This is a genomic window from Mucilaginibacter sp. P2_A5, assembly GCF_056404995.1.
This window is the reverse complement of record NZ_JBFUCY010000001.1, coordinates 330219-356258: the sequence shown is the minus strand read 5'-3', so window position 1 is coordinate 356258 and position 26040 is coordinate 330219. Positions and strand designations below refer to the sequence as shown.

The window sequence follows — 26040 nt, the reverse complement described above, 5'->3', positions numbered from 1 at the left end:
AAATCGGCAAACCTCTGCCAGCCAATGGATTGGTTTTGTTAATGCCGATATGGGAAGTTATGATTCACAACTTCATACCCTCTGCCTTGATAAACGCCGACCTTTGGAGGCCTGCGTTTAAGCATATTTTTTATTTACTTTTTGGAGAAGCTGTATTTATCATCGACTTTTGATCTGCCTGGGCCACACCTGTTTTTTTATGGATCCTTTGCTTAAATACATCATCCCAATCAATAAAAGGGTAGATATTGTTCTTCTGCGCCTGCTCATCAAACAATGCCTGTAATTCTTTCAGTTTTTCGGGATATTTTGCGGCGAGATCTATACGCTCATTAAAATCCTTATCTAAGTTATAAAGTTCCCATTTATCCTTATTAAAATCCCTAACCGTATCGGCAGGGTTACGCGATGTATTAAAAAAAGCGGTATGGTGCAAAGCTTCGGCCTTCCATCCGTCTTTATAAATAGATCGGGAGCCGAAAATATAGTAGTATTGCAAATTGTGCCTGGTTGGTGCAGCCACATTTGCAAACGAGTAAACCAGCGACGTTCCCTGTAAGGTATCCTGCTTTATGCCTTTAATATACTCAGGGGCTTTAATGCCCAGGTATTCGAGTGTTGTAGGCAGTAAATCGTTGACATGGCTATATTGGGTGCGGATGCCGCCTTTATCTTGAATGCCTTTAGGATAAAAAACAATTAGCGGGTTACGTGTGCCTCCTTCAGAGTTGGCATCTTGTTTCCAGTATTTAAATGGTGTGTTGGCGGCCTGTGCCCAGCCTAACGGATAATTTACTTCGGTGCCTTGAGGTGTACCAATATCGTCTATTTTACTGAGATTGTATTTAATAGTTTCCTCTTCCGAACGACCGTTAGCTAATATAGAACGGTCGATATCCCCATTTTGCGAGCCTTCTTTACTGGCGCCGTTGTCGCCAATTACTACAAATATCAGCGTATTGTCCAACTGGTTACTTTGTTTCAGATAACTTATTAAACGCTCCGTTTCATGATCGGTATAGGTAAGATAGCCTGCATAAACTTCCATAAAGCGGGCATACAGCCTTTTTTCATCTGCCGGCAAAGTGTTCCAGGCTTTTATTCCCGGATTTCGCGGAGGCAATACGGCGTTTGCAGGAATAATACCTTTGCGCTTTTGTTCGGCAAATACCTTTTCCCTGAAAACATCCCATCCTTCGTCAAACTTCCCTTTATACTGGTCGCTCCACTCCCTGGCTACCTGGTGTGGTGCATGCGTAGCACCCGGCGCGTAATACAGGAAAAATGGCTTATCAGGCGCCGCTTTTTGCTGGCGGGCAATATAACTAATCGCTTTATCGGTTATCTGTTCGCTCAGGTGTCTTCCATCTGGCTTTACATGGGCGTTATCTTCAACCAGGTCGGGCTTGTACTGGTCTGTTTGCGACCCAAGAAAGCCAAAAAAATGATCAAACCCCTTACCACTTGGCCACCTGTCAAACGGACCGGCATCAGTAGCGTCCTCATCCGGCGTTAAACCGTATTTGCCAACTGCAAAAGTGTTGTAACCATTCTCGCGCAGTATTTCGGCAATGGTACCTTTATCTGCCGGGATGCGCCCGTCATAACCCGGGAAACCTGCCGATAATGCGGTGTGCGCAAAGCCACCCATATGCACATAATGATGGTTGCGGCCGGTAAGTAAGGCAGCCCTTGTTGGCGCACAAATAGCCGCCGTATGAAAATTGGTATAGCGCAGGCCATTGTTGGCCAGGCTGTCATAAGTTGGGGTATTAATAATGCCACCAAAGGCGCTTGTAGCCCCAAAGCCAACATCATCCAGCAAAATCCAGATTACGTTTGGCGCGCCTTTGGGGGCTTTAACCGGGGTGGGCCACCATTCTTTTGAATCGGCAAGTGTTTTGCCAACTTTTCCCTGGTAAGCCGGCGTTTGGCTGTTTTGAGCTGATGCTGATGCAGCGGCTATTACAACAAAAGCGCCTGAAAGCAAAATGGCCTTTGATGACCGGTAAATAGATTTAATTTGTGTTTTCATATATTGTAGTTTAACTAAAAGCTTACTAAGGAATAAAGGGATTTTAACAATAACAAAATTGAACCAACGGTTACCGGAGTCGATAGCCATCGCATTGTTGGTGCCTTTAACGCATCCTGTAATGCCGGAATATGCTGTTGTGGGCAAGGCTCCCTTGCCGGTGTCATTTAAGGATAGTTAGTAAATCTTATTTCATCTTTTTAAGGGGCTTAAAGAATGTTGTAAATAAATGTTTGGTATAATTTTGAATGCCGCATACCTCTTCCCAAAGGCAAAAATTAGGCATCAAAAAAAACAAGGTATTATGCCGGGTTAACAACAACAGCAATAACAGCACATGGGCTGTTGCAGAATAGCAGAAGAAAATTTAATGAACCCTGTTTCAGGATTAAAAAAAGTGATCATGGTGGTATTTTTACACCACAAATATAAAATATTTTTTATAAACTACTAATTCTATAGGAATTATATTTTTTATTTAAACTCTTTGCGAAAAGTCTCTTCAATCAGCCACCCATCATTTACTATCAATTTTATATATTTGAAAACCAATTACATAAACCTGAAATAAGCCCGCTATGAACCCAATAAAAGTATTGCTTCTTTTTGTGTGTTTTATATTCAACCTCGATGTGTCTGCCCAGTCGCCTGCCGAAAATTACCCGGTTGATCCTGCATCTATTGATCAAACTGGCGTACCCAAGGGCGATATGATGGAATTTAAATTCGACAGTTCGAAGATATTCCCAGGCACCACGCGTAAATATTGGGTTTATGTGCCCGCCGCGTATGACGGCAAAAAACCGGCCTGCTTGTATGTTAACCAGGACGGCATCCAATTTAAAGCTCCCGTTGTTTTTGATAATCTTATTTATAAAAAAGAAATGCCGGTGACTATCGCGGTGTTTATACAACCAGGCAGCGTGCAAGCCAACGATAACAGCAGCGCCTTAAACCGTAACAACCGCAGCTACGAATATGATGGATTAGGCGATAATTATATCAAGTTTTTGTTGCAGGAACTACTCCCCGATGTTGAGAAGCAAAAAACTAAAGACGGCAACCCTATCCTACTCTCAAAAAACGCAAATGACCGGGCTATAGGCGGATCAAGCAGCGGTGCGATTGCCGCCTTTAACGCTGCCTGGGAACGGCCAGATCAGTTTAGCCGTGTATTTAGTTCGATAGGCACTTATGTTGGTTTCAGGGGCGCTGAACGGTTTCCCACATTAATTCGCAAATACGAACCAAAGCCGCTCAGGGTGTTTTTACAAGATGGAACCAACGATTTGAATAACTATGTGGGCGACTGGTGGATAACCGCCCAAATGATGGAACGAGCCCTGCAGTTTGCCGGTTACGAGGTTGAGCATATCTGGGGCGATGGCGGCCACAATGGGATCCATGCAACGGCTATATTTCCGCAAGCCATGCGTTTTCTTTGGAAAGATTATCCAAAACCGGTTGCAAAAGGCCAATCAAAAAATGCTTTCACCAATACTATCATTATTCCCGGCGAAGATTGGGAGCTGGTTGGGGAAGGCTATGGCTTTGCCGAAGGAACCGGTGTTAATGCAGCCGGGGAGGTATTTTACCAGGATATCCCGAACTCCAAAACATACAAAGTAGACCTGCAGGGACACTTGACCCAGCTTAAAATTGATCCCAAAAAAGCCAGCGGTACTGCCTTTGGTGCCGATGGACTACGTTATAACACAGCAACTGCTACCAATCAAATTTTAAAGTACGATAGCAATAATAATGAAAGCGTGGTTGCCGATGGCATCAATGTAAACGACCTTACGGTAGCTAATAATGGCAATATTTATGTTACCGCCCCCAATGGAGCCGAAAAGCCAGGCAAAATTTACCTGGTGAAACCCAATGGCGAAAAGTTGGTTGTTGATGAGGGCCTCAAATTCCCTAACGGGCTGGCCCTTAGCCCCGATCAAACGGAATTATATGTAGCCGAAAGTGCAAGCCATTGGATATATGCTTACCAGGTTAAAGCCGATGGTACACTAACTGCTAAGCAGCGTTTTGGTTGGCTGCACGTACCCGATAATGCCGAAAATGCATGGGCCGATGGCTTAAAATGCGACCGAAACAACCGCATTTATGCGGTAACCAATATGGGCATCCAGGTTATGGACCAGTTAGGCCGTGTAATTTCAATAATACCTGTACCGCTTGGAAATAGCCCCGCCAATATTTGCTTTGGCGGGCCAAATTTTGATGAGCTATATGTAACTTGCCACGACAAGGTTTACCGCCGTAAAGTGGGTGTAATTGGGGCTAACTCTTTTGATAAGCCATTTAAGGCCATTACGCCTAAAATTTAATTTTAAATCCCCTTTTATTTGTTTGTCAGGTGTGTATGCAAAAACAGGTACACCCATTCGTAAAATTTATTATCCTGTAGTCTGGAGACTACAGGCATAGTCGTCCGAATAGAAATCGGACAACAGGGGTTTTCAACCCATTACTACTTAACTTAACTACCATAAAAGGACATTCTATGTTGGAATCAATTGCGAAGTGTGATAATAGCTTTGTTCATCCCAAGAGAATAACGGGGTGATTAGGGCGTGTTTCAAAATATTTTGCTGACCTTTAATTATATGTCTTTTATTATCAAAACCAGGGAGATTAACATCGACTGTTATAGATCCGGACCCATAATTGTAACGAAATTCCAAAACACCGAAATCCATTACATCTCCAGAATCAACAAATGCTCCAACACTTGGCAAATAGTACTTTTTGATGGTATACTTAACACTTAAACTAATCATATCTACAATTTCATAAGCGATTTCCCGCCCTTGATTGTCAAACACAGTTCTTCCCATATCAATTTTCGTCAATCCTTTATAAATCTCCCAATTCCAGACGGAATACTGTCCGAATATCTGCTTATTGACATAAAAAATACCCCATTTCCAGACAGAGCTAAAGTCATTTAACACCGTTATTAACTCTTCATCAGGCGACAAATAATATTCACCATTATCAAGAATGCCATACTCAAAACAATCTACCTTCTTTAGTTGATTGTTGATGTATTGTGCTGCACGGTAATCTCCACCCTCTTCTTGAGCTTCCTGTTGGGTAATGCTGTTTCCCATCAAGTTAAAATATTTGATTTCTATCGACATAGATCTTTAATATCCTGTTTTTTTAAACACAGCGTTTCCTTGAAAATCGCGTATCTCTTTAAAATTAGGAATGAGATCGCTTGCCAACCCCTTGTTCCGAACTGATTTTTAATCAACAGAACTTCGGCCTAAAACTATTTTACCTAACCAATCATTAATTATCCTTTACAAAACGCATAAGCGCGGTCGCTATACTATCGGTGCCATCATTTACACTAACAATAGGGGCATATTTGGGGTTTAGCTTGTACAACAATACGTTATGATAATCGCGGTCGCCCTCGTATTTGGCGGCAAGATAATAGCCGCTGGTTTTGTCGTGCAAACCGCCATCGGCGGTCTGAGGCCTCATAACGTAGCCAGAAGGCTGACCGTTAAAAAACAAGGTATTTGTGCCTTCTGTAATGGTCCATTGAAAGTTGCCACAAATTTTTTCGATACCACCGCCGGCAACAGCTACATTATTTCCTCTAAAATCTGTTGTATATTTAAAATTAGCGGTTAGCTTATTAAAATCGGCAACGGTGGCTACCCGCCACCCGGTTGGCAAAGTATCGGGTCTATTTAATAGTGTTACGTAGTAACCATCAGAATTACTCCCATACGGGCCATCTACAGGATCGTACCAGTAATGAAAGCTTTGCTCTGTCCAGGTTTGTTTTCCTATCACTACAGTCCTGTAGTCGTTACGCCCAATTTTCACCTTGCCATAATTAGGCTGTAGAACAACAACCGGTGCAGCCGACTTTTTACATGATAGCGCAGCCATCAAAATTAGTGCGGATATAAAAAAGCAATGCTTCATGATAAGATTTGATTATGTTAAAGATAGGATTATAATATGTATAAGCTTCGGTTATGTGCAGAATATAGCTATTAAAAATTCATCGCTGGCATACCCCTACTTTCCGCAATTCTTAAGATATTTACCCAAAACACACCGGGGGAATTATATTGGATACCGTAGCTATTTATGAGGATGATGAGCATGAGGGCCATACTTATATTTTAGATTTGCCTTTTGCGGCCATTACCGATACCGCTATACTCCAGCGGTCGGGCGGTGGTTTTGATAATCATCCATCCTACTATAAGCACATCATTCCCGAATTTATTGAAATTAACAACGGGGTATTTTACCACGAATTTGACGCCGTTAACTTTCCGCAGGTTACCGTGGTTCAAAACGATCTGCAAATTTCATTAACCTGCGGTTGCCATGCCAGCCACGGCAGGCTTTGCGAACATCAAACACTGGTACTTACCGCGCTTGTTAAAAAGAACGACCTGCGCATATACTTTGATGCCCGCCTGCGCGACGAAAAGCTACGAAAGGTTGCCCTTGATTACGGACTGGAAAATGAGCCCGACCTGGATGCTTTTTTGAAGGTGATGTATACCGATAAACAGGCGGTGATTGTTCCGCGCCTGCCCTCGCTTATCCCGGTTACCAAAGATAGCCTGGCCCAGTACGGCGAAATGCTGCTGCCCCCCGATGCGGCAATTACTGATAAGGCCGATGGCAATACAGGTCAATCAATGTGTATTGTTTTAAAACAGCACAAATATTATAAATACCTGTTTGTGGAGCTGTACAGCGCGCAAATTACCAAAGAGGGTAAAATTAAAAACCCGCTTACACTGATAAACCCTTTAGACCAGATATGGAGTACGGACGACCATGAGCAGATTAAATTTTTTACGGGGATAAATAAGTTTCAAAACCATATTAACAGTAAACGGTCGGCAGCCGATATACTGGCTTTAAAGGCTATTATCAAAAATCCGCTGCAATACGATTTTTATTACCACAACAACGAGGCGTCTGATAATATTACGGCATCATCCATTGTGCCGGTTAAAGTGGGTTTGCTGCCGCAAAACGTAAATCTGGATATTAAACCGCAGGGGCCGTTTTATGAATTTTCGGGCCAGCTTACAATTGATGGCGAGGTGCACCTGCTTAAAGACCTGGGCATCCGGTTCAGCTATTTTATTTTAGTAAAGGACAAGCTTTACCTGGCCGATAACATTCAGCTACTGGGTATTATCGACCTGATGCGTAAACGCCCCGAAAACCTGCTTATCCACCACTCCAAGTACAAGGAATTTAAAGCGCAATTGCTCACCAAACTGGAAGACAGGATAACGATTGCCTATCAGCATATAAAACCGGCCACGCAGGCCCAGCTAAAACAACAGGGCTTTGATGCCGAAACAGAACAGATCATCTACCTGTCGGATTTTGGAAGCCATGTGATGATTATTCCGGTGATGCGTTATGGCGAGGCTGAAATTCCTGTACGTACCAAACGCACCATTCATGGGGTTGACCACAAGGGCAATGAGTTTATTGTAAAACGCGACGACGAAGCCGAAATAGCGCTTACCGCCTTATTGGTAAGACAACACCCCTACTTTGACGAGCAACTGGATAACGACCTGCATTATTTTTACCTGCACAAAAGACATTTTTTGCAGGAAGAATGGTTTTTAAACGTATTTGAGGATTGGCGGCAGCATGGGATTACCGTATTAGGTTTTAACGAACTGGAGGGCAATAAGCTAAACCCAAACAAGGTAAACATCACCATCAGGGTGCTAAGCGGCATTAACTGGTTTAATACCGAAATAGGCATCCGCTTTGGCAAAACCAAAACCAGCCTAAAACGGGTACAAAAAGCGGTACGCAACAAAAGCAAATACATACAGCTGGATGACGGCACCCTGGGGATTTTGCCATTAGACTGGATAGAAAAATTCACAAAATACTTTAACGCCGGCGAGGTTACCGATGAGGATATTTTAAGTATCCACAAAATCAATTATACCGCGATAAGTGAGCTATTTGATCAGCAGGTAATGGATGAAGAAGTTAAGGCCGAGTTATATACCTACCGCGAAAGGTTAGCTGATTTTGATAAGATAGCGCATGTAGAGGTTTCGGCAGATTTGAAGGCAACGCTTCGCCCTTACCAGCAACAAGGTTTAAACTGGCTTAACTTTTTAGATGATTTTAATTTTGGCGGATGCCTTGCTGATGATATGGGCTTGGGTAAAACCATGCAGATCATCGCTTTTATATTATCGCAACGCAAAAAAAGAGACCGCAATACCAATTTGTTGGTGGTGCCTACGTCTATCATTTTTAACTGGCAAGCCGAGGTTAAAAAGTTTGCCCCATCCATCAGGATGCACACCATTTACGGTGCCGACAGGATAAAAAGCACGGCCGATTTTGATGGCTATGAAATTATCCTGACATCGTACGGCACCCTGCTGGCCGATATTAACTTTTTAAAACATTACCAGTTTAACTACGTTTTTCTTGACGAATCGCAACAGATCAAAAACCCCGATTCACAACGGTACAAAGCGGCGCGCCTGTTAAAATCACGCAACCGGATCACCATTACGGGTACTCCTATCGAAAACAACACTTTTGATATTTACGGTCAGCTTTCATTTGCCTGCCCCGGTTTGTTGGGCACCAAGCAGTACTTTAAAGATATTTACGCTGTACCTATTGATAAATTTAAGAGCCATAAGCGCGCGGCCGAATTGCAGCATAAAATAAAACCCTTTGTTTTGCGCCGTACAAAACAACAGGTCGCAGCCGAACTGCCCGAAAAAACCGAGATGGTACTGTATTGCGAAATGAAGGAGCAACAACGCAAAATTTACGATGCGTATGAAAAAGAGTTCCGCGAGTATATCTCGGCCACTACCAGCGACGAGTTGCGGAAAACGCCTATGAATGTACTTAAAGGCTTAACCAAGTTAAGGCAGATATGTGATTCGCCGCTATTGATCGACGGAGAAAAACCGCCCGGCTCAGAATCGGCCAAAATAGAAATGCTGATTGAGCAAATTGAAAGCAAACAGCATCAGCATAAAATACTGGTGTTCTCGCAATTTGTATCGATGCTTGAATTAATTAAAAAAGAATTGCAAGCCCGTAAAATTGAGTTTTGCTGGCTCACCGGCAGCACCCGGAACCGGGAGGCTGTTGTAAATGAATTTCAAAACAACCCAAAAGTCAGCGTATTTCTTATCAGCATGAAAGCCGGCGGTACCGGCCTTAATTTAACCGAAGCCGATTACGTATATATTGTAGACCCCTGGTGGAACCCCGCCGTTGAAAACCAGGCCATCGACAGATCGCACAGGATAGGTCAAAGCAAACATGTAGTAGCTGTAAGGATGATTTGTCCCGATACCGTAGAAGAAAAAATTATGCAGATGCAGGACTTTAAACGAAGCCTGGCCGATAATCTGGTTAATACAGATAGCTCATTTTTACAATCCATGTCGAAAACAGATTTGCTGGAGATTTTAGGGTGAAATGGCGAATGGGCAGTGGGCAGTGGGCAGTGGGCAGTGGGCAGTGGGCAGTGGGCAGTGTTGAACCAACCCCAGCAATGTTTGTTTTAATTATTTCAATTTAACATAATCCAACTCACAACTCACAACTCACAACTCACAACTCACAACTCACAACTCACAACTCACAACTCACAACTCACAACTCACAACTCACAACTCACAACTCACAACTCACAACTCACAACTCACAACTCACAACCAACTATCTCAAAACCGTTACGTATCCAGTAAACCGTTGCCCGTTAAGTTTGGTATCTACAATAAAGTAATAAACGCCAACCGGCACGGGTTGCCCGTTCGATTTGCCGTCCCATGGTACGCCATAGCCTTTGGAATGGAATATCAGTGTGCCATAGCGGTTAAATACGTCAACCGTTGAGTTTTCATAGGCTACCAGCCCCGTTATCTCCCAGGTATCATTCGTACCATCACCGTTGGGCGAAAATGCATTAGATACTGATAAAAAAGGCGATACAACAATATGGGTTGTACCGAGAGTAACGCAACCCAAACTATCAGTTATAGTCAAGGTATAGGTAGTATCTACACTTCCGGTTATTACTGGTTCTTTTACGTGAATATCGCTGATATTATAATTTGGCGACCATAGGTAACCCATAGATTCATCATTAACAGACGGGTGTAAGGTAATCGTCTTATCTTTTAAAACGTATCTTATTTTTTCAGTGGTCAACTCCGGCGGGCCAAAGAATGTTATTTTAACTGAATCGGAAGGCGTATAACATTGCCCCGCATTATCAACATTAAACGTTAACACAACCGATCCATTTTTCAAATCGTTAGCCCCGGGCGAGTATGTAGCATTGGGTTGATTACCAGAATGAAACTGACCATCGCCCGTGGCAGTACTCCAAAAACCGGCGCTTCCCGGCACAAGGACTTTGCCGGCCAGGTGCACAAGCGGGTCCTGTGAACAAACATTTTGGTCTTTACCGGCATCAGCGCCAGGCTCCTGTCCGTACCTGATATTGAGGGTTGAAGTAGAAATGGTGCAATCATCTTTACTGGTAGATGACAGGGTTATGGTGACATTACCCGCAGCTTTTTCTTCGGGCGATGGGATGTATTGCACATTATCAACAGTGGTTGACGATGGTAAAAACCTTCCTTTGGGATTACTTGACGACCAGATACCCGTTGTAGTACCACCTGTTACGGAACCTTTAAGAGCGATAGATGTTACATTAACACATACCAGCTGCGGGCCCGTAACCGTGGCAACCGGTGGCTGGTTCACCTGCACTGTAGTAACGCCGGCATCGCTTGTACAACCCGCCACGGTGACAAATAAATTATAGGTGCCGGCGCTTTCAACGGTAGCCGGAATATCCGGATTTTGTGATGTTGAAGAAAAATTATTAGGACCGGTCCACATATAAGTAGCGCCTGCTAACGAAGGGGTGCGCAAATTAATAGTATTACCCAGGCACACCGGCGAATTGCTGTTTGCCTGTGGCACATCGGGTTTGGTGTTAACATTTACGGTATGTGTAAATGGTACCCCATCGCAGCCATAGGCCGATGGGGTGATAATATAATTAACGCTGACAGCGGCTGTTGTGGTGTTTGTTAAAGCCTCATCAATAAGGGGGCCGGTCCCGGTAGCTGCCGGGTTGCTGATGCCAGGCACCGCCGCGCGGGTCCAGGTAAAGGTTGCAACAGGCACATTAGATGTAATGGTGTAATTTTGAGGCGTTTTACTACAGGCCAATGAAGCTGTATCGCTGGTAATATTAAGCGCAGGGTTAACGGTAACAACCCTGTTAAAGGGCGGGCCATCACAGTCATTGGTTTTATAATTAATGGTATAAACAACATCAACCGGGGTGGTATTGGTATTGTATAAAACCTCCCTGATAACATTAGAGGCCTGACCACTTACCGCGTTATTGGTAATACCCGCCACAGCTGCCCTGCTCCATCTAAACGAAGTATTGGCTGTGCTAAACTTTATATTGTAGTTGGCAGAAGTACCATTACAAATTGAATCTTTTGCTGAGCTGATTATCACCGGTGTAGGGTAAACTGTAACAACATAATTGATAGGCGTACCCGGGCAGGTGCCATTAATTGGGGTAATTGCATAAGTGACATTAATAGGATTGGTAGTAGTATTTATTAACGTATCTGAAATTAAAGCGTTGGTTTGATTTGACACTGCCGGGTTGCTAATACCGGCTACAGCCGCGCGCCTCCAACTGAAGGTTGCCGTTGGCAGGTTGGCGGTTATGGTATAATTTAAAGCATTGCCACTACAAGTAAAACCACTTGAACTACTTGTAACATATGGTATTGGGTTAACTACAACAAAAACCTTTTTCATGGCGCTTACGCATTGCCCAACAGTAGTTTGTACATTATAAAATGTACTAGCATTTAATGTTGATGTCGTAAAGGTATCGCCTATAAATACGGTCTGCCCGCTTTCGTTTAACCACTGGTAAGTTCCCGGCGAGCCGCTTGCAATGAATTTTGCTGTACCACCTGCACAAATAACAACGGTATCTGCCGAAGTTTTTGGCGGTGGCGGCGCATCGTAAACACTTACCGTTACAGCTGTGCGCGGGCTCGTAAGTCCGTTTACCGTGGTTTGAACATAATAGGTTGTGGTAGCGGTAAGGGTTGGCGTAGCGTAACTTGCCCCTTGTTTTATTGATGAACCGCCGTTTGCTACCGTAAACCAATTATAGGTACCACCCGGACCTGTCGCCGTTAGCGTAGTGCTGCTGCCTTTGCAAATTTGGGCATCCTGGGCAGTGGGCGCCGGCGGTACCGTATTAAAAAAAATGGTTACCGTGGCAGATGCCGCGTTACACGAGCCGGCCGGCTTGTTTGACAGTAAAGAGAGCACAGCCTTACTCTCATTATTTGCAGGAGTATAAACGGCGTGGAGATCATTTACATCTGAAAAATTACCGGCGCCGCCAGACCATGTACCACCCGAGGCACCGGTTATACTGCCATTTAAAGTTACCGGCGTATTTAGCGGGACATTCTGATTAGCGCCTGCACTTACTATCACGGCATCGTCAATAGTAATTTGAAAAGATGATGAACTACCTGAAAACGAGCCGCTTGGCGGTATGGTATTGGTAACGGTATATGTGCCTTTGGCGGTATTTGCCAAATTAATCTCCCCTGTATTATCATCTACAAAAGTTAGTCCGGCGGGCGATGCCGAGAAAACCCCTGCGCTTGCGCCCGGCGCAAATACCGGTTTAGGATTGGCCCCGGTTTTACAAACGGGGGTATTATATGTAAAAGCAGTAAGGGGATTAACACTGATAGTTATGGTACTTGAATAGGTACCCGAACAAGTGCCACTACTGGTAAACGCAATTTTATAAGTTCCGGGAGTGCTTGCGCCAGCGTTAATTTGCCCTGTAGACGTACTTATAAATACAAGACCTGCTGGCGCGCTGAATGTGCCGCTACCCGAAGGGTTAATAATTGCAGGAGTTGGGTTTTCGCCCGTTGTTGCATACGTTGCCGACGAATACTTAAATGAAGTGCCACTATTATCAACGGTAACGTTGATTGGGGTACGCGTGCTGGTGCAGGAACCTGAAGTACTTTGCACGTAGTAGGTTTTATCAGCAGATAAAGGCGGTGTAGTATAAGTGTTTCCTGTGTGCAGCGACACACCACCCGTGGGTGCAGCATACCAGTCAATACTCTCGCCCGCGGCCGCGCTTGCCGAAAGATTGGCCGTACTGCCGGGACAGATTGCAGGCGATGGCCCCGCTACGGGTGACTGCGGCAATGGCGTAACAACCACTTTTACAGGCACAGGGGCACTGGTGCAACCATTAACGGTAACTTGTACGGTGTATGTTGTAGTTGCCGTTAACGCCGGGGTAGTAAATGTTTGCCCTACCTGGACAAGGTTATTGCTGCTGTCATACCAGGCATAATCGCCGGCTGGACCGGTTGCGGATAATGTTGCCTGGTTTCCTGAACAGGTGCTGGTATCGTGCGCCACAGGCGACGCCACCGGGCTTGAAACAACTACCTTAACTGCAGTGCGACCGCTTGTACACTGCCCTATGGTTGTTTGCACATAATAGGTAGTAGTTGTAGTTAAAGCGGGCGTGGTAAACTTTCCATTCTCTGTAACCGGTAAAGGGTTATTATCTGTAGCTGTTGCAAACCATTGGTAATCGCCTCCTGGCGCAGTTGCCGTAAGTACTGCCGTCGATCCGTTACAGGTAATGGGTGGGGTTAATACTGATGGCGCCTGAACTGGTGGCGCAACAATAACATTTACAGGACTGAGCGCGCTATTACAACCCGAATTAACAGCCATAATATAGTAAGTAACGTCCTGGGTCAATGGCGGCGTATCATAAGTAAGCCCTTGTTTTAAAAAGTGCTTACCATCCGCATCTGCATACCACTGGTAGGTACCGGATGTGCCGGCAGTGAGGTGCGCGCTGCTATTATAACAACTGTTTACAGTTTGTTGCGCAGGTGCGGCAGGTATTGGCGTTACAGTAACAGTAACCGGAACACGCGGGCTTTGGCAATCGTTTACCGTATTTTGCACATAATAGGTTGTGTTTGCAGTAAGCGGTGGGGTTGTATAATCGGGACTTGATATTAATGGGGTGCCGCCGGTAGGTGTATCAAACCAATCAGCAACGCCAGATGGGGCATCAGCGTGTAATGTGATTACAGAGCCGGAACATACTGTGTTGTTACTGGTAACCGTGGGCGATTGCGGTGCCGAAGTTACTGTTGCAGATACAGCCGTGCGCTCGCTTGTACATCCATTAACAGTAGAAGTGACAAAGTAATACACCGTTTGCTGCAACGACTGGATTGTAAGCGTTGGCCCGGTATTAACCACGTTTGTGGAGGTACTGGTGGTATACCAGCTATAATTATCGCCGTTACTTACCGATAGTGTAACCGCGCTGCCTGCGCAAGCTTTAACGCTATGGGCTACAGGTTTGCCTAAAACGTTAACAGAAACACCTATCCGCGCACTTGTACAACCAGCGGTAGTTGCTTCAACATAATAGGCCGTAAAACCGGTAACCGGAGGCGTATCATAGCTAACACCGGTATGAAACGGGGTGCCGCCTGCTGCCTGTGTATACCATTGAAAACTATCACCAGGTGAAGTAACCTGAAGGTGGGCGCTTGTGCCCTGGCAAACCGTACCGCCGCCGGTAACTACAGGCGCCGTGGGTGTTGGGGTAATACTTACAGCAATTGTTTTATTAGCCGTACAACCCGAAGCTTTGTCGGTAACAGTAACGGTATAATTGCCTGCTTTATTAACGTGAATAACATTAACAGTTTCGCCGGTGCTCCATGCATAATCATAATTGCCGGTCCCGCCAGAAGGTGTAGCTGTTAAATCAATAGTGTTGCCTGCGCATATGCCCGGTTCGGAAGAAGATATAGCGACAGTTAATGAGCATGACTGACCAAAGCCACGCAGCGAAATAAGTAAAAAAATAAAAATAAGTAGACGGCTCTTCATTTACCTCGATATCTTTTAGTTTTCAGCTTTTTTGATAATAAGGCAGGGTTAATAAACTTCCAAAACGGGATAAATGATTTACAACCAATAATATAACATAACGCACCGTTCACAAACGAAATCAAATCTCGACCTTTATACGTAAAACAAGCAAAATTGTTTGATATATGGTAATATTTTCGGCTTGATTTTCTCTTTTTTATAGCTAAATTATCTTTAAGTTAAAAATAGCGTAAAAATCAGGGTCTAATGATCAGGGTTGAAATACATTTTAATTATCCCCCTATTTTTCTTGTGTTACCCTAACCCAATCAACAAGCATTTTTGCTTTATTTTTCTTAATAAGCCCCACTGTTGATGCAGGCATGCCATTGTAAGGCGCGGTTACACCGTTTACTTTTACCGGGTAAGCACCGCCCAATGCATAATTAAGGATGAGGTATTTTTTATTATCAAACGCCCACTTCCCATAATGCGCGGTCATCTTTTTATTTAACCTGAACATGAGTTTACCATCATATTTAAAACAAAGGGCGTCGGGCGTCCATTCTACAGCATAAATGTGCCATTGGGTAACATCATTACCTACGCCAAAATACTGGCGGTTTACAAATGGTGTTTCGCCGCTGTAGCCGGGGCCATGCACGGCGGCGCTGGCCCAATCCTTTTCGCCTACATATTCCATAATGTCAATTTCGCCGCAGGCTGGCCACATGCCGTTTCCCAACATCCACCAGGCCGGCCAAAGGCCGGCGCCTTCGGTTAATTTAATCCGCGCCTCAGCTTTTCCATAGTTGAATTCAAATTTATCTTTGGTGTTTATTCTACCTGATATGAAATCGAAATCCTGTCCGTCTTTTGTTTTAAAGCCAGGCATCCACTGCGGCCTTATTACCAAAGCGCCGTTTTTAGCCCCTTCAGCCGCTGCACCACTAACCAAAAACGTGGTCGAGTTGGTGTCAACATAAGCCTGTAGTTCATTATTCACATGCATGCCTGTTACTTCGGCGTTCCATTTATTACGATCGAGTTTTTTGCCCGCGAAATCATCAAAAAAAATGACTCTCTCTTTTATTTTAGCACCGGCTTTTTTATTTTGAGCCAAACATACCGCCGATACAACGAACACGCCGCAAAGGGAAAATATAAAACTGTAACAGTACTTTTTCCAATTCATGTTTTAATGATGATTGACAGGTGGTGCCGGCTTTGCCCGCATTAAAGTTAAGCAATATCATTTACCCTGGCGTTACTCGGGCCAAATGTATTGAATGACACTCACTTGTCAATAAAGCCTGATATAATCCACTTCCATTAGCGCGCCGCTAAACGCCGGATTAACCACACCGCAAATTAAGGCTGTACTTTTTAAATGTAAGGATTACTGATTCTGATGGAATACTATAGCCGGCTTACTGTAGGGTTATTACAAAAAGGAGCAACTTCCCGTCGCTCCTTTTTTGTATTAGTTGTGTTTAAACAGCATCCGATAATGAGCTAAACGTAAAGTCCCTGACCTTTAAAGCGGGTATCAGGTAACTCCGGTAACTTTCTACACTGATGCTCCGCTCCTGCTTGCCCAGGGTTTCCAGGTTGTTGAGCATAATAACCGGGCTCTCGTTAAACCTGAAGTTTTTTACCGGGAACTTAATCTTACCGTTCTCGATATAAAATGTACCATCCCGGGTAAGCCCTGTTAGCAACAACGATTGCGGATCGACCATGCGAATATACCATAAGCGTGATACCAGGATGCCCCGCTCAGTGCTCTTGATCAGGTCTTCCAGGCTGGCATCACCGCCATCCATAATAATATTCGCCGGGCCTGGTAAAGGCTTAACACCCTTTTTATCAGCCCAATAACGACTGTAGCTTAAGTTTTTAACTACGCCTTTTTCAATCCAGCTGGTCTTCTCGCGTGGCAAACCATCGCCACTCCAGGTAGTTGATGGCAGGTCGGGGTTAAAGGGATCAGAGTAGATATTTACTTTTGGGTCCATCAACTGTTCGCCCAGGCGGGTACCGCCGCCCTTTTTACTCAAAAAGCTACGGCCCTCCTCGGCGCTCCGGGCGTCAAAGCGGAACATGTTTTCCAGCAGGTAGGTGGCCGCAACGGGCTCCAGTATCACGGTATATTTACCCGGCTCTATGGCTTTTGCGCCTGATGAGCTTAAACATTTGCCTGCGGCGTATTTGGTTGCCGAATAGGTATCCATCTTACTTACATCCGTAAATCCCCTGGCAGCGTAGCCAGATGCTGTGCCTTCCTGGTTACGGGTGGTAACCGAGAAAGTAACATCGCTACCCTTGTTGTAAGCAAACAAACCTTTAGAATTCATAATAGCGTTAAAACTGGTAGAATTCTCGAGGAACCCGGCTGCCGTCAATTTTGCTTCTTTGGTAACCGCCAGGCTTTTGGCTACCATTTCGGCGCGCGTATCCGGGGTTATAGCTGCTGTATTGGCATTAAAGGTGATAGACTCGGCAAAAGTTTGCGGGCCTAACATCGGCATATATTCTGGGTTGGCCGGTGCTAACTGCGCCAGTTCCTCCGACCGGCGCACTACCCTCTCCAGGGCGGCATCGTCAAATTCATCAATGGTGGCGGTACCGGCCTTTTTGCCAAATACCGATGTTACGGCTAATCCAATGGTACTGATATCGCCGGCGGTTGAAACCGCATTTAAAGCGGTGCGGATATTACCGCCTTCGCTGCCGTTTAAACTTACCTCACACTCCTCGGCTTTTGAATAGGCAAGTACCTTTTTTAGTAAAGCCTGGGCTTCTTCTTTATTTAATATAGGCATAATTCAATTATCCGATCTTTCTTTTAGTGTTGATTACATTAACTCCCTTAAATAACGCGGTTGCTGACCCATGCGATACCGCACTTGACTGGCCCGGCTGGCCTTTGCCGTCATTAAAGGCTCCGCCTAAACGGTAGTCGCGCTCGTCGCAAACCTGGTTACAGGAATTCCAGAACTCCTGTGTGTTAGCCTGGTAGGCAACGTCGTTAAGCATCCCGGCTATCTTGCCATTCTTAATCTCATAAAACAGCTGCCCGCCAAATTGGAAGTTATAACGCTGCTGATCGATAGAGAACGAGCCATCGCCAATAATGTAAACACCTTTCTCGACGTTCTTAATCATCTCATCAACACTCAATGGGGTTTTGCCAGGTTGCAAAGATATATTTGGCATACGCTGAAATTGCACATCCTGCCAGCTTTGGGAGTAACAGCAGCCTTGAGACTCGGTAAGCCCGATAATATGTGCCTGGTCGCGGATGGCCTGGTAGTTAACCAAAGTACCTTCTTTTATGATATCCCATTTTTTGCACTTAACGCCTTCATCATCATAACCTACAGCGCCTAATGAACCCACCTGGGTTTTATCGGCCACAATATTTACGGCCTTGCTGCCAAAGTTAAACTTGCCCGATTTCCATTTATCCAGCGTAAGGAAGCTGGTACCGGCAAAATTAGCCTCGTAGCCCAGCACGCGGTCAAGCTCGGTAGGGTGACCAACAGACTCGTGAATGGTTAACCATAAATGCGAAGGGTCAAGCACCAGGTCATATTTGCCCGGCTCAACCGATTTTGCTTTTATTTTATCGGCAGCCTGTTGGGTAGCAAACTTCATATCTTCAATCATGTCATAACGCTTTTTGTAGCGGGTAGTTATACCAGCCACTTTCTCGCTATCCAGCGGATCAAGATACTCGTATCCCATGCCAACCGGCGAGCTTAGCGATCTGCGGGTTTCAAATGAACCTGCAGCAGGATCTATTTTGGTTACAGTAAAACTCGGGAATAAGCGGTGTACATCCTGGTCGATATACGAACCATCGGTTGATGCAAAGTATTTTTGCTCGTTTACAGCAAACATAATCGAGTTTACAAAGTTGGCGCCGCCTGCCATAGCCACGCCATTGGCATTCAGCAACAGGTCAACCTTTTCTTTGATAGGCACTTCAAATGCGTTTTTGGTAAGCGGCGTTTTCCAGCTTACTTCGCCGTAACCTTTTTGAGGGGCAAGCTCTACGGGTGCACCTCCAATTTTTGCATTGGCTTTGGCAACTGCAACTGCTTTCAGGGCAGTTTTAGCCATGCCCTCTTTGGTTACATCATTAGTTGCGGCAAATCCCCAGCAACCATTGGCGATAACCCGGATACCGATACCGTACGATTCGGTATTAGCTACATTAAGCACCTTATTTTCGCGGGTAACCACAAACTGGTTAAGGTAGCGGCCAATCCTAACATCGGCATAGGTAGCGCCGTTTGATTTGGCGGCGTTTAAAGCCACATCGGCCAGTTCTTTTTTGATCTTTACATCAACGCCTTCCAGCGCCTGTACAGGATCGATTGTTTTACCGAGGGCATTCATACCGGGCAGCATTAAAGCCCCGGCACCCATACCCGTTAAATAGATAAAGTCACGTCTTCTCAAAGTTTATTTCCTCCTTTTATTACTTATATAACTACCGAAACTTAGCCTCTAACCACAAAAAAGCGCAAGCCATCAGCAGCAAAACATAAAAATATATTTTACTTACAGCAATCGTGGCTTTTTCGTGTATCTGTTTCGTTACATTGCTATTAATAACGTTATTCGCGATGTAGGCCTTGGTGTCGGCTTGCTTTTTTAGCGCCCTTACCTTTTTCCAATCATCGTAACTATAAACGTAAAACCAGTTTAAAGCCCCGTTGCTTTGTTTTACAGCTTGCCAGCCAACCGTCTGCGGCCAATAGTTAACCTTCCATTGAAAAGGGAGCTTACTACTTTGTATTGGGGCGATAACTGCGTTGTCAATTTGGATTACCGATGGCACTACTGCGCTCTCCAACTGCAATTCAACCGGATTTGATACTGTTGGTATAGCCGATTTTACTGTCCAGGATTCTGGTGTGGCAACCTTTCGTGCTGCCTTGGCAATCAATAACGACCATAAGGCTGAATAGTCGGCCTTATCACCGCTCAATATCCAGCTGAATGTATTATTCAAGGGTGTAAATACCAATTTACCGGCACCGGCTAACGCATTGGCTGCTAAAACATGTCCGTGCTCGTCATTAATCAATGATTGGGTATTAGCCTGGTTTGCCAGGTAAACCATTCCGGCATTCAATTTGGCTGTATTATTAGTTTTGCCTTGTACGCTGAGCGATACCGGTACAGGATCTTTCACCGCCAGCCGGTCAGCAGGAAAATCACGTTGCAGCCAGGAATTTGATCTTAAGCTACTATCAGCCCGGATAACTACCCCCAGGCCTTTTTGGGTCACTTCCTGTTGTAAAGCGGTAGCCTCGGCTCCGTTTAGTGTTTTCAAAACGGAGAGGTCGGCAATTAAAACATCGAATTTGCCAAAAACCGACGCCGATAAATGATCAAGCGGAAATTGATCCAGGTTGATGAATTCTTTATTGAACTTATCTTTACTGATTGCCGAGCGCACAGCCACCGCGAATCCATTCCCGGAAAGCCAGTTCTTTAAAAACCGGCTCTCAAAATCGGGCGATGCGGTTAGCATTAAAATATTCAAAGGTTTGGCCGGTTCAATTTGAACGGGGATATTTTGGTTCTCGAGCGTATCTATTCCGGCTATGACCAATAACTTATAAACGTTTTTACCCGGATTTTTTGGCGTACTCCTTAAATTAAACGGCCCAGCCACGCCTGGTGGTATGATTACCGAATCCAGCCCCGTACTTAAGCCTTTTAGTACCAGTTTTATTTTTTGAGGCAAACTGTTTTTATAAGTACCCACAATGTTAATCTCATCTCCTGCTTTCAGGCGTTCATTCCAACTGATAGCGCTTATCCCTTGTTTAAAAGCCGCAGGGTGGAATATTACGGGTACGTGATCCAATCGCTGCAGTTCCTCCTTGTCCAAACCGTCACCCAAGATCCGTATTTGTGTAATTGTCGAATCGGATTTCAAATCTACTAAATCATAGATCAGTGTTGCTTTTGGAATCTTTTTGCTGATTGCGCTATTCAGGGTGAATATTTTTTTGGTATTGTACCTGCTCACGCTGTCGGCACTAAAGCCTTCGGTTAGTAATAGTACTTCCCTTTTATCCTGCCTGTTTACATCAACCCTGTAAGTTAAAGGTAAAGCAATACAGGCTAATGCTATTATGGTCGTTATAGTTGCAAGCAGTCGTAAAACCAAACGCGATTGATTCGCCCGAACATATTCCTTCCAAACCGCGAAAGCAGCAATTAAAATGCAAATGATGATAACAATGGCGTTCCAGTTCATTTGTATTTAGCGGTTTAAGCGGTTAAGGTTTTTATAATACTGCTGCGATAAACCCAAATCAGCAGGGTTTTGCGCTGCAACCGGCAATTTATCAGCTGGAATTAGTGTTTTTTGAATAGCCCTTTCTACCAACGGGATATCGCCCGGCTTAATTTTATCTGGTTTCGATAATATCCTGCGCATGGCACTTAAAGCCGGCAAATAAGCACCTGGTTGAGCCGTGGCCTTTGAACTGAGCTGCTGATTGGCTAAAGCAAGCACATGTTCATCTGCATCGCTCATTTTTGGCACAACCTTAAGCTGCGCTAAAACCTGCACCGCCTTTTTTAAATTTTCATATTGATCGGTACCGGGTTTAACATCCGACTTATTGATGGGTTGATTGATCTTCGACAGATCGCCGCTTAAGCGTTTTTCTAATTTTAACGCCGGTGGATTATAGGAAGTTTTAGCTACATACATTCTTGATTTTTGCTGCAAATCTTTTAACAATCGTAGTGCTTTATACTCAAATGGCAATGCGTCTTGTGGTTTGTAAAGCCTTAATTGCAATTCGGCCTTCCACATTTCTGTCAACGTGGCTTTGAGTTGTTTTTTAAGTTCGGGGGCAAAAAACTGGGCATCTTCGGCGTTATCGTGCTTGTCGGTGTATTTATCTAATATTACCGCAGCATTACCATAATTTTTGATATCCCCAACCGGATCATCTTTCACATCCGCGGGATTGATGTCCGATTCTGATTCTTCGCCCAAAAACTTACCATAGCGCAGCCGGAGCAACTTTTGATCAACCCCCAGGTCATTGCTCCGGTCATTAAATTTTGTTGTACTGATACTATCCTTGTCTTTTAATAACTTTTCGGTGTCAAGGATGATCTGCCGTTCACTACGGAAAAATTCCGGCTTCTGGTTTACCCCGCTCAGCATACCATCCATACTCAACAACTGTGCAGTATCCTGGATAGATACGGTATAGACGTCCGTCCGGCTTTGCTGCTGGTGGGTATCAGTAGCCTGTATATAAAAGTAAAGTTCATCGCCTGGCTCCATATTTAAGGCCGGCAAACTAATTAATTTTTGTAGGCTATACTGTGGCTGGTGCGAACTGAACGAGGTAGAAAAATCGAGTTTATACTCTTTAAACTTTACAGCTTCGCCGCTTCCTTTAGCTACCGTCGCCAAAACAAGCGCATTTGCTACGCCGTAATCATCATCGACAGTTGCATCAATATTTACCTTTTGCGCCTCGCCTGCATCAATATAGGTGTATTGTTTGGGCGATTTGATATGGATAACAGGCGGCTGATCTGTTATTACCTGCACCTGGTATAAATCCGATAGCTTCCCGTCTACATTAACCTGGTAAAAACCAGGCTTGTTAATCAGTTTTTGAATTTGCCAACCGGTTTTGTCCGGGCTGATATTTTTAAGGTTGATAATTTCCTTATCATTAAACAGCAATGCCACCTGTTTAACAGCTATATTGGTGGCGATTTTCCAGCTCACAGTCGCGCCATCCTCTACATTTAAAGTAAACTTATCCTGGCTACGAGGCTGTTTACCTGTGTAAACGGGCGGATGTACTACAACGTCAATCGAGGATATTTGAGGCAATACCTTTTCGGGATTGGCATTATTTTCAGTTGATGAGGCCTTTCCTGCCAAAGATTGATTTGTTGCCGACGGCTTGTTTAGTACCCAGGTCAATCCAAATGAAAACAAGAGCAATAATAGCGCAAGTTTAGCACGCTTTAAAAACGAATTATGCCACTGCGGGACAGCCTGCAACTGAGTTTCCACCTTTTGTAACTGCAATGTTTCCAGCAGGTTTAATTCTGATACTGGTTTTAATACCAACCCGCTGCTTTCTTCCAGTTCGGGATATTGTCGATCAAGGAAATTAGCTATTAAAACGTCGCTGGTTTTCCAGGCCCGATGATTGAACAGAAAAATTACCAGGCATAATACAAATAACGGTAACGCCCAAAGCACCGGCACTTTAAATAAATGCCTTAGCAAAGCAATTGAAAGCAGCGATATTGCGGCGGCAAAAAGCAAATCGGCAAGCAGCTGATAACTGATATACCACCTGCGTATCGCGTTTATTTTATCTATTCCTGTAGGTTCAATCATTTTAATACAGGCTTATTTTTATGGGCAACCCATCTTTCGACAATGAACACAACAACCAGTATCAGCCAGAAATAGCGCGACAAATCTGTTTGCACAATTATTTTACTATTATCTATGTTTTTTGCCGACCAAATTATATTTGGCATCATTTGCTGGTGGTCAATTTTAGTTAGATCACGACTGCTTAATACTTCATAATCAGGATTATATAAAATCAACTTCAATAATAACTTTGGGAAATTATTACTCCAAACCAGGTCATTCCATGCGGGATTGAAACGGGAATAAAAGTGGTACTGTGTAGTTTGTGGGCTTTGCTCCTGCGTTAAAACAGGGTTGCCATAGCCATCAACCCAAATAGGTTTACCGTCCGAAATTTCATTTCTAACCAGTTTATAAATTGCTGTGGGCTCTTCCCTTTCGGCTAAAGCAAAAGCGCTGTTGGTTTTTATTGATGATGATTCCGCCCCGATCTTCCCCTGCTGATAGCTTAACACATGGGCAGCTTTACCCAGGACATTGGCACCAACAGGTTTATCGGAGAGCCAAAATAACCAGTCCTGTTTTGCCGGTATTTGCGTCGTATCAGCATATTTTTTGACTATAATCTTATGTTGGGTAAAATCGATAATCGTCTGTAAGGCAGCACCTAAATACTTTTCATCAACATCGTATTTATCGCTATAGATGGCCACCCGTAAAGTGCCCGTATCAATCGGCGTGTGTTTTTCCGGGGCCGTTTTCAAGTTGATAACGGGGCTGCCATGGTTAACATTTACTATGAATGGCGATTTTGGATCGCCCGCGGATTGAATAATATAGTTTGTAAAATAAGTACCCGACGGCCTGCTATTTCCTTCGATAACTTTTATTGAATTATTACTGGTGAACCATGCATTTTCGACCCATGTGCTTACCGAATCGGCTGGGGTATAGGTTTGCCAGTGCAGGTTGAGCGACACTGATGGTTTGTTGCCGGTAAAATACTTTGCCTGGTTTGGGGTAAGTAAATAAACCGGCAGGGTTGGCGGTAGCTTTTCGTTTAATTTTGCCACCAGGCTCCAGTAATTTTTTACTTCAGGTTTATCTTTTAATAAACTATCATTCAGCGTTTTATTTAATTCAAAACTCTTAAAACTTTCATCAAGAAAATGAAACTCATAGCCAATTTTAGCCAAAGAATCTACAATAAATTTCAAATTTTTACAGGTTTCTTTCAGGTTGGCTTTAGGGATAAGCACCCACCCTTTTGTTTTGGCTGTTGCGTGGTTGCGCTGCCAAAAAGGAGCCGCTAATAAAAAAGCAAGCGTCAATAAAAACAGGCATCGTAAAATAAATAGCAACACATCGTTCAGTTTAAAGCTCCGGCTGCTTTTTTGGGCCGCCGCGGTTACCAGGGCGATGCTGCCAACCTTTAGGGTTTTGCCCGGCCTGATGTTCCATAGGTGTATCACTACCGGGATGCTTATCGCGGCAATGGCAAACAACCATATGGGATTTAAAAACTGCACCTTTATTTTAGTTAGTGAATTAGTGAATTAGTGAATTATTGATTTGAAGAATAAATAAATTTAAACAGCACATTCAAAATTTGCTTTTATGTCGTTGTGTTAAAAAATCGCGCAGGGCTTCATCCAGCGGCTGGGCTGTGCTGAGCATCCTGTAATAGATGTGTTTGCCCAGTAATTGCATCCGGATTGCCTCTAAATGGCTTTTCAGCTTTTGCTGGTAGTCGGCTGCCTGTTGGGTATTTATTTCGATGGTGTCCCCGGTTTCCAGGTCTTCTAAAGAAGCATATCCGCCAAAATCAAAATCAAGCTCATTTTTGCCCATCAGGTGAAATACTACTACCTCGTGTTTTAAAGCTGTTAGTGAATCCAGCAGTTTATTTATCTCGCCATCAGCCTGGTACATATCGGTAACAAATACCAATAGCTCCTTACGGCCGTCGCCGGCAAACAACTCTTTGTAATGAACAGGCTGTGTAAACTTACCATTGGGTTTAACCTGTTGCAGGTGATAAAACAACCGCTGTAAATGTTGCGGATCGGGTTTGGATGCCAGTGAAAACAGACCGCCATCCTGGAAAACGTACAACCCTACCGAATCGCCCTGCAAATTGGATAGCCAGGCCAGCGATGCCACCAGGAAACGGGCATAGTCTATCTTTTTTATCCCGTTATCATCATGATCCATCGAAGCACTGGCATCAACCAAAAACTTCACCGAAATACTGGTTTCCACCTCCGATTCGCGAATGTAATAACGGTCACTCCGGGCAAACATCCGCCAGTCCAGCCAGCGCAGGTCATCGCCCGGCTGATAGCTGCGGTACTGGCTAAACTCAAGCCCTGGCCCCTTCACCTTGCTTTTGTTAAACCCATTCATAAAGCCATCAATAACCGTTTTCGCCAGTAATGGCAAATCCTTAATGCTCATTAATACTTTTGGATCAAGCTGCATGTTGATTTCGGATTTTTCTTAAAAGCGTCATTGCGAGGAACGAAGCAATGACGGTAGTTTTGGACATTGGTTTAACTATATTTCG

At 44.2% G+C, this 26040-nt stretch carries 14 protein-coding genes; 3 read left to right on the top strand and 11 right to left on the bottom strand.

From position 1 onward, the window contains the following. Window positions 1–130 precede the first annotated feature (130 nt). Window positions 131–2035 carry an arylsulfatase gene (locus AC1DXF_RS01400; RefSeq protein ID WP_477445345.1) on the bottom strand — a complete coding sequence of 635 codons (1905 nt, stop codon included), beginning with the start codon at window positions 2033–2035 and terminating at the stop codon, window positions 131–133. 58 nt (window positions 2036–2093) lie between these two features. On the opposite strand from AC1DXF_RS01400, the gene AC1DXF_RS01395 reads away from it, so the two are divergent. Together AC1DXF_RS01395 and AC1DXF_RS01390 are read left to right on the top strand one after the other, a co-directional pair. Further along, on the top strand, window positions 2094–2216 hold the full coding sequence (locus AC1DXF_RS01395) for a hypothetical protein (protein ID WP_477445343.1): 123 nt from the start codon (window positions 2094–2096) through the stop codon (window positions 2214–2216). Window positions 2217–2613: 397 nt separating this feature from the next. After that, window positions 2614–4377: an SMP-30/gluconolactonase/LRE family protein gene (locus AC1DXF_RS01390; RefSeq protein WP_477445341.1), complete on the top strand. Its 1764-nt coding sequence runs from the start codon at window positions 2614–2616 to the stop codon at window positions 4375–4377. A 174-nt stretch (window positions 4378–4551) separates the two neighbouring features. Here AC1DXF_RS01390 and AC1DXF_RS01385 read toward each other — a convergent pair whose 3' ends face one another. Continuing rightward, window positions 4552–5193, bottom strand: coding sequence for a hypothetical protein (locus AC1DXF_RS01385; protein ID WP_477445339.1), 642 nt, complete (start codon window positions 5191–5193; stop codon window positions 4552–4554). A gap of 154 nt (window positions 5194–5347) precedes the next feature. Next, the gene (locus AC1DXF_RS01380; protein WP_477445337.1) at window positions 5348–5962 is read right to left on the bottom strand and encodes a fibrobacter succinogenes major paralogous domain-containing protein; all 615 of its coding nucleotides are present in this window, start codon (window positions 5960–5962) and stop codon (window positions 5348–5350) included. Window positions 5963–6147: 185 nt separating this feature from the next. Between AC1DXF_RS01380 and AC1DXF_RS01375 the strand changes: the two genes are divergently transcribed. Next, window positions 6148–9537 carry a DEAD/DEAH box helicase gene (locus AC1DXF_RS01375; protein ID WP_477445335.1) on the top strand — a complete coding sequence of 1130 codons (3390 nt, stop codon included), beginning with the start codon at window positions 6148–6150 and terminating at the stop codon, window positions 9535–9537. A gap of 244 nt (window positions 9538–9781) precedes the next feature. Here AC1DXF_RS01375 and AC1DXF_RS01370 read toward each other — a convergent pair whose 3' ends face one another. The 8 genes from AC1DXF_RS01370 to AC1DXF_RS01335 all read right to left on the bottom strand — a co-directional run bounded on the left by AC1DXF_RS01370 (window position 9782) and on the right by AC1DXF_RS01335 (window position 25955). Continuing rightward, window positions 9782–15091: an Ig-like domain-containing protein gene (locus AC1DXF_RS01370; protein WP_477445333.1), complete on the bottom strand. Its 5310-nt coding sequence runs from the start codon at window positions 15089–15091 to the stop codon at window positions 9782–9784. A 283-nt stretch (window positions 15092–15374) separates the two neighbouring features. Then, complete coding sequence (locus AC1DXF_RS01365; RefSeq protein WP_477445331.1) at window positions 15375–16268, bottom strand: glycoside hydrolase family 16 protein; 894 nt, start codon at window positions 16266–16268, stop codon at window positions 15375–15377. Between the two features lie 298 nt (window positions 16269–16566). Next, window positions 16567–17898: a TldD/PmbA family protein gene (locus tag AC1DXF_RS01360; RefSeq protein WP_477445329.1), complete on the bottom strand. Its 1332-nt coding sequence runs from the start codon at window positions 17896–17898 to the stop codon at window positions 16567–16569. Window positions 17899–17905: 7 nt separating this feature from the next. Continuing rightward, window positions 17906–19543 (bottom strand): TldD/PmbA family protein, encoded by a 1638-nt coding sequence (locus AC1DXF_RS01355; protein WP_477445327.1) that lies wholly within the window; start codon window positions 19541–19543, stop codon window positions 17906–17908. Between the two features lie 31 nt (window positions 19544–19574). Continuing rightward, window positions 19575–21359, bottom strand: a complete 1785-nt coding sequence (locus AC1DXF_RS01350; protein ID WP_477445325.1) for a hypothetical protein — start codon at window positions 21357–21359, stop codon at window positions 19575–19577. 6 nt (window positions 21360–21365) lie between these two features. Further along, window positions 21366–23492 carry a hypothetical protein gene (locus AC1DXF_RS01345; RefSeq protein ID WP_477445323.1) on the bottom strand — a complete coding sequence of 709 codons (2127 nt, stop codon included), beginning with the start codon at window positions 23490–23492 and terminating at the stop codon, window positions 21366–21368. After that, window positions 23489–25003 (bottom strand): BatA domain-containing protein, encoded by a 1515-nt coding sequence (locus tag AC1DXF_RS01340; RefSeq protein WP_477445321.1) that lies wholly within the window; start codon window positions 25001–25003, stop codon window positions 23489–23491. Before AC1DXF_RS01340 ends, AC1DXF_RS01345 begins: the two co-directional genes overlap by 4 nt. 73 nt (window positions 25004–25076) lie before the next feature. Further along, window positions 25077–25955 (bottom strand): DUF58 domain-containing protein, encoded by an 879-nt coding sequence (locus tag AC1DXF_RS01335; RefSeq protein WP_477445319.1) that lies wholly within the window; start codon window positions 25953–25955, stop codon window positions 25077–25079. Window positions 25956–26040: the final 85 nt, after the last annotated feature.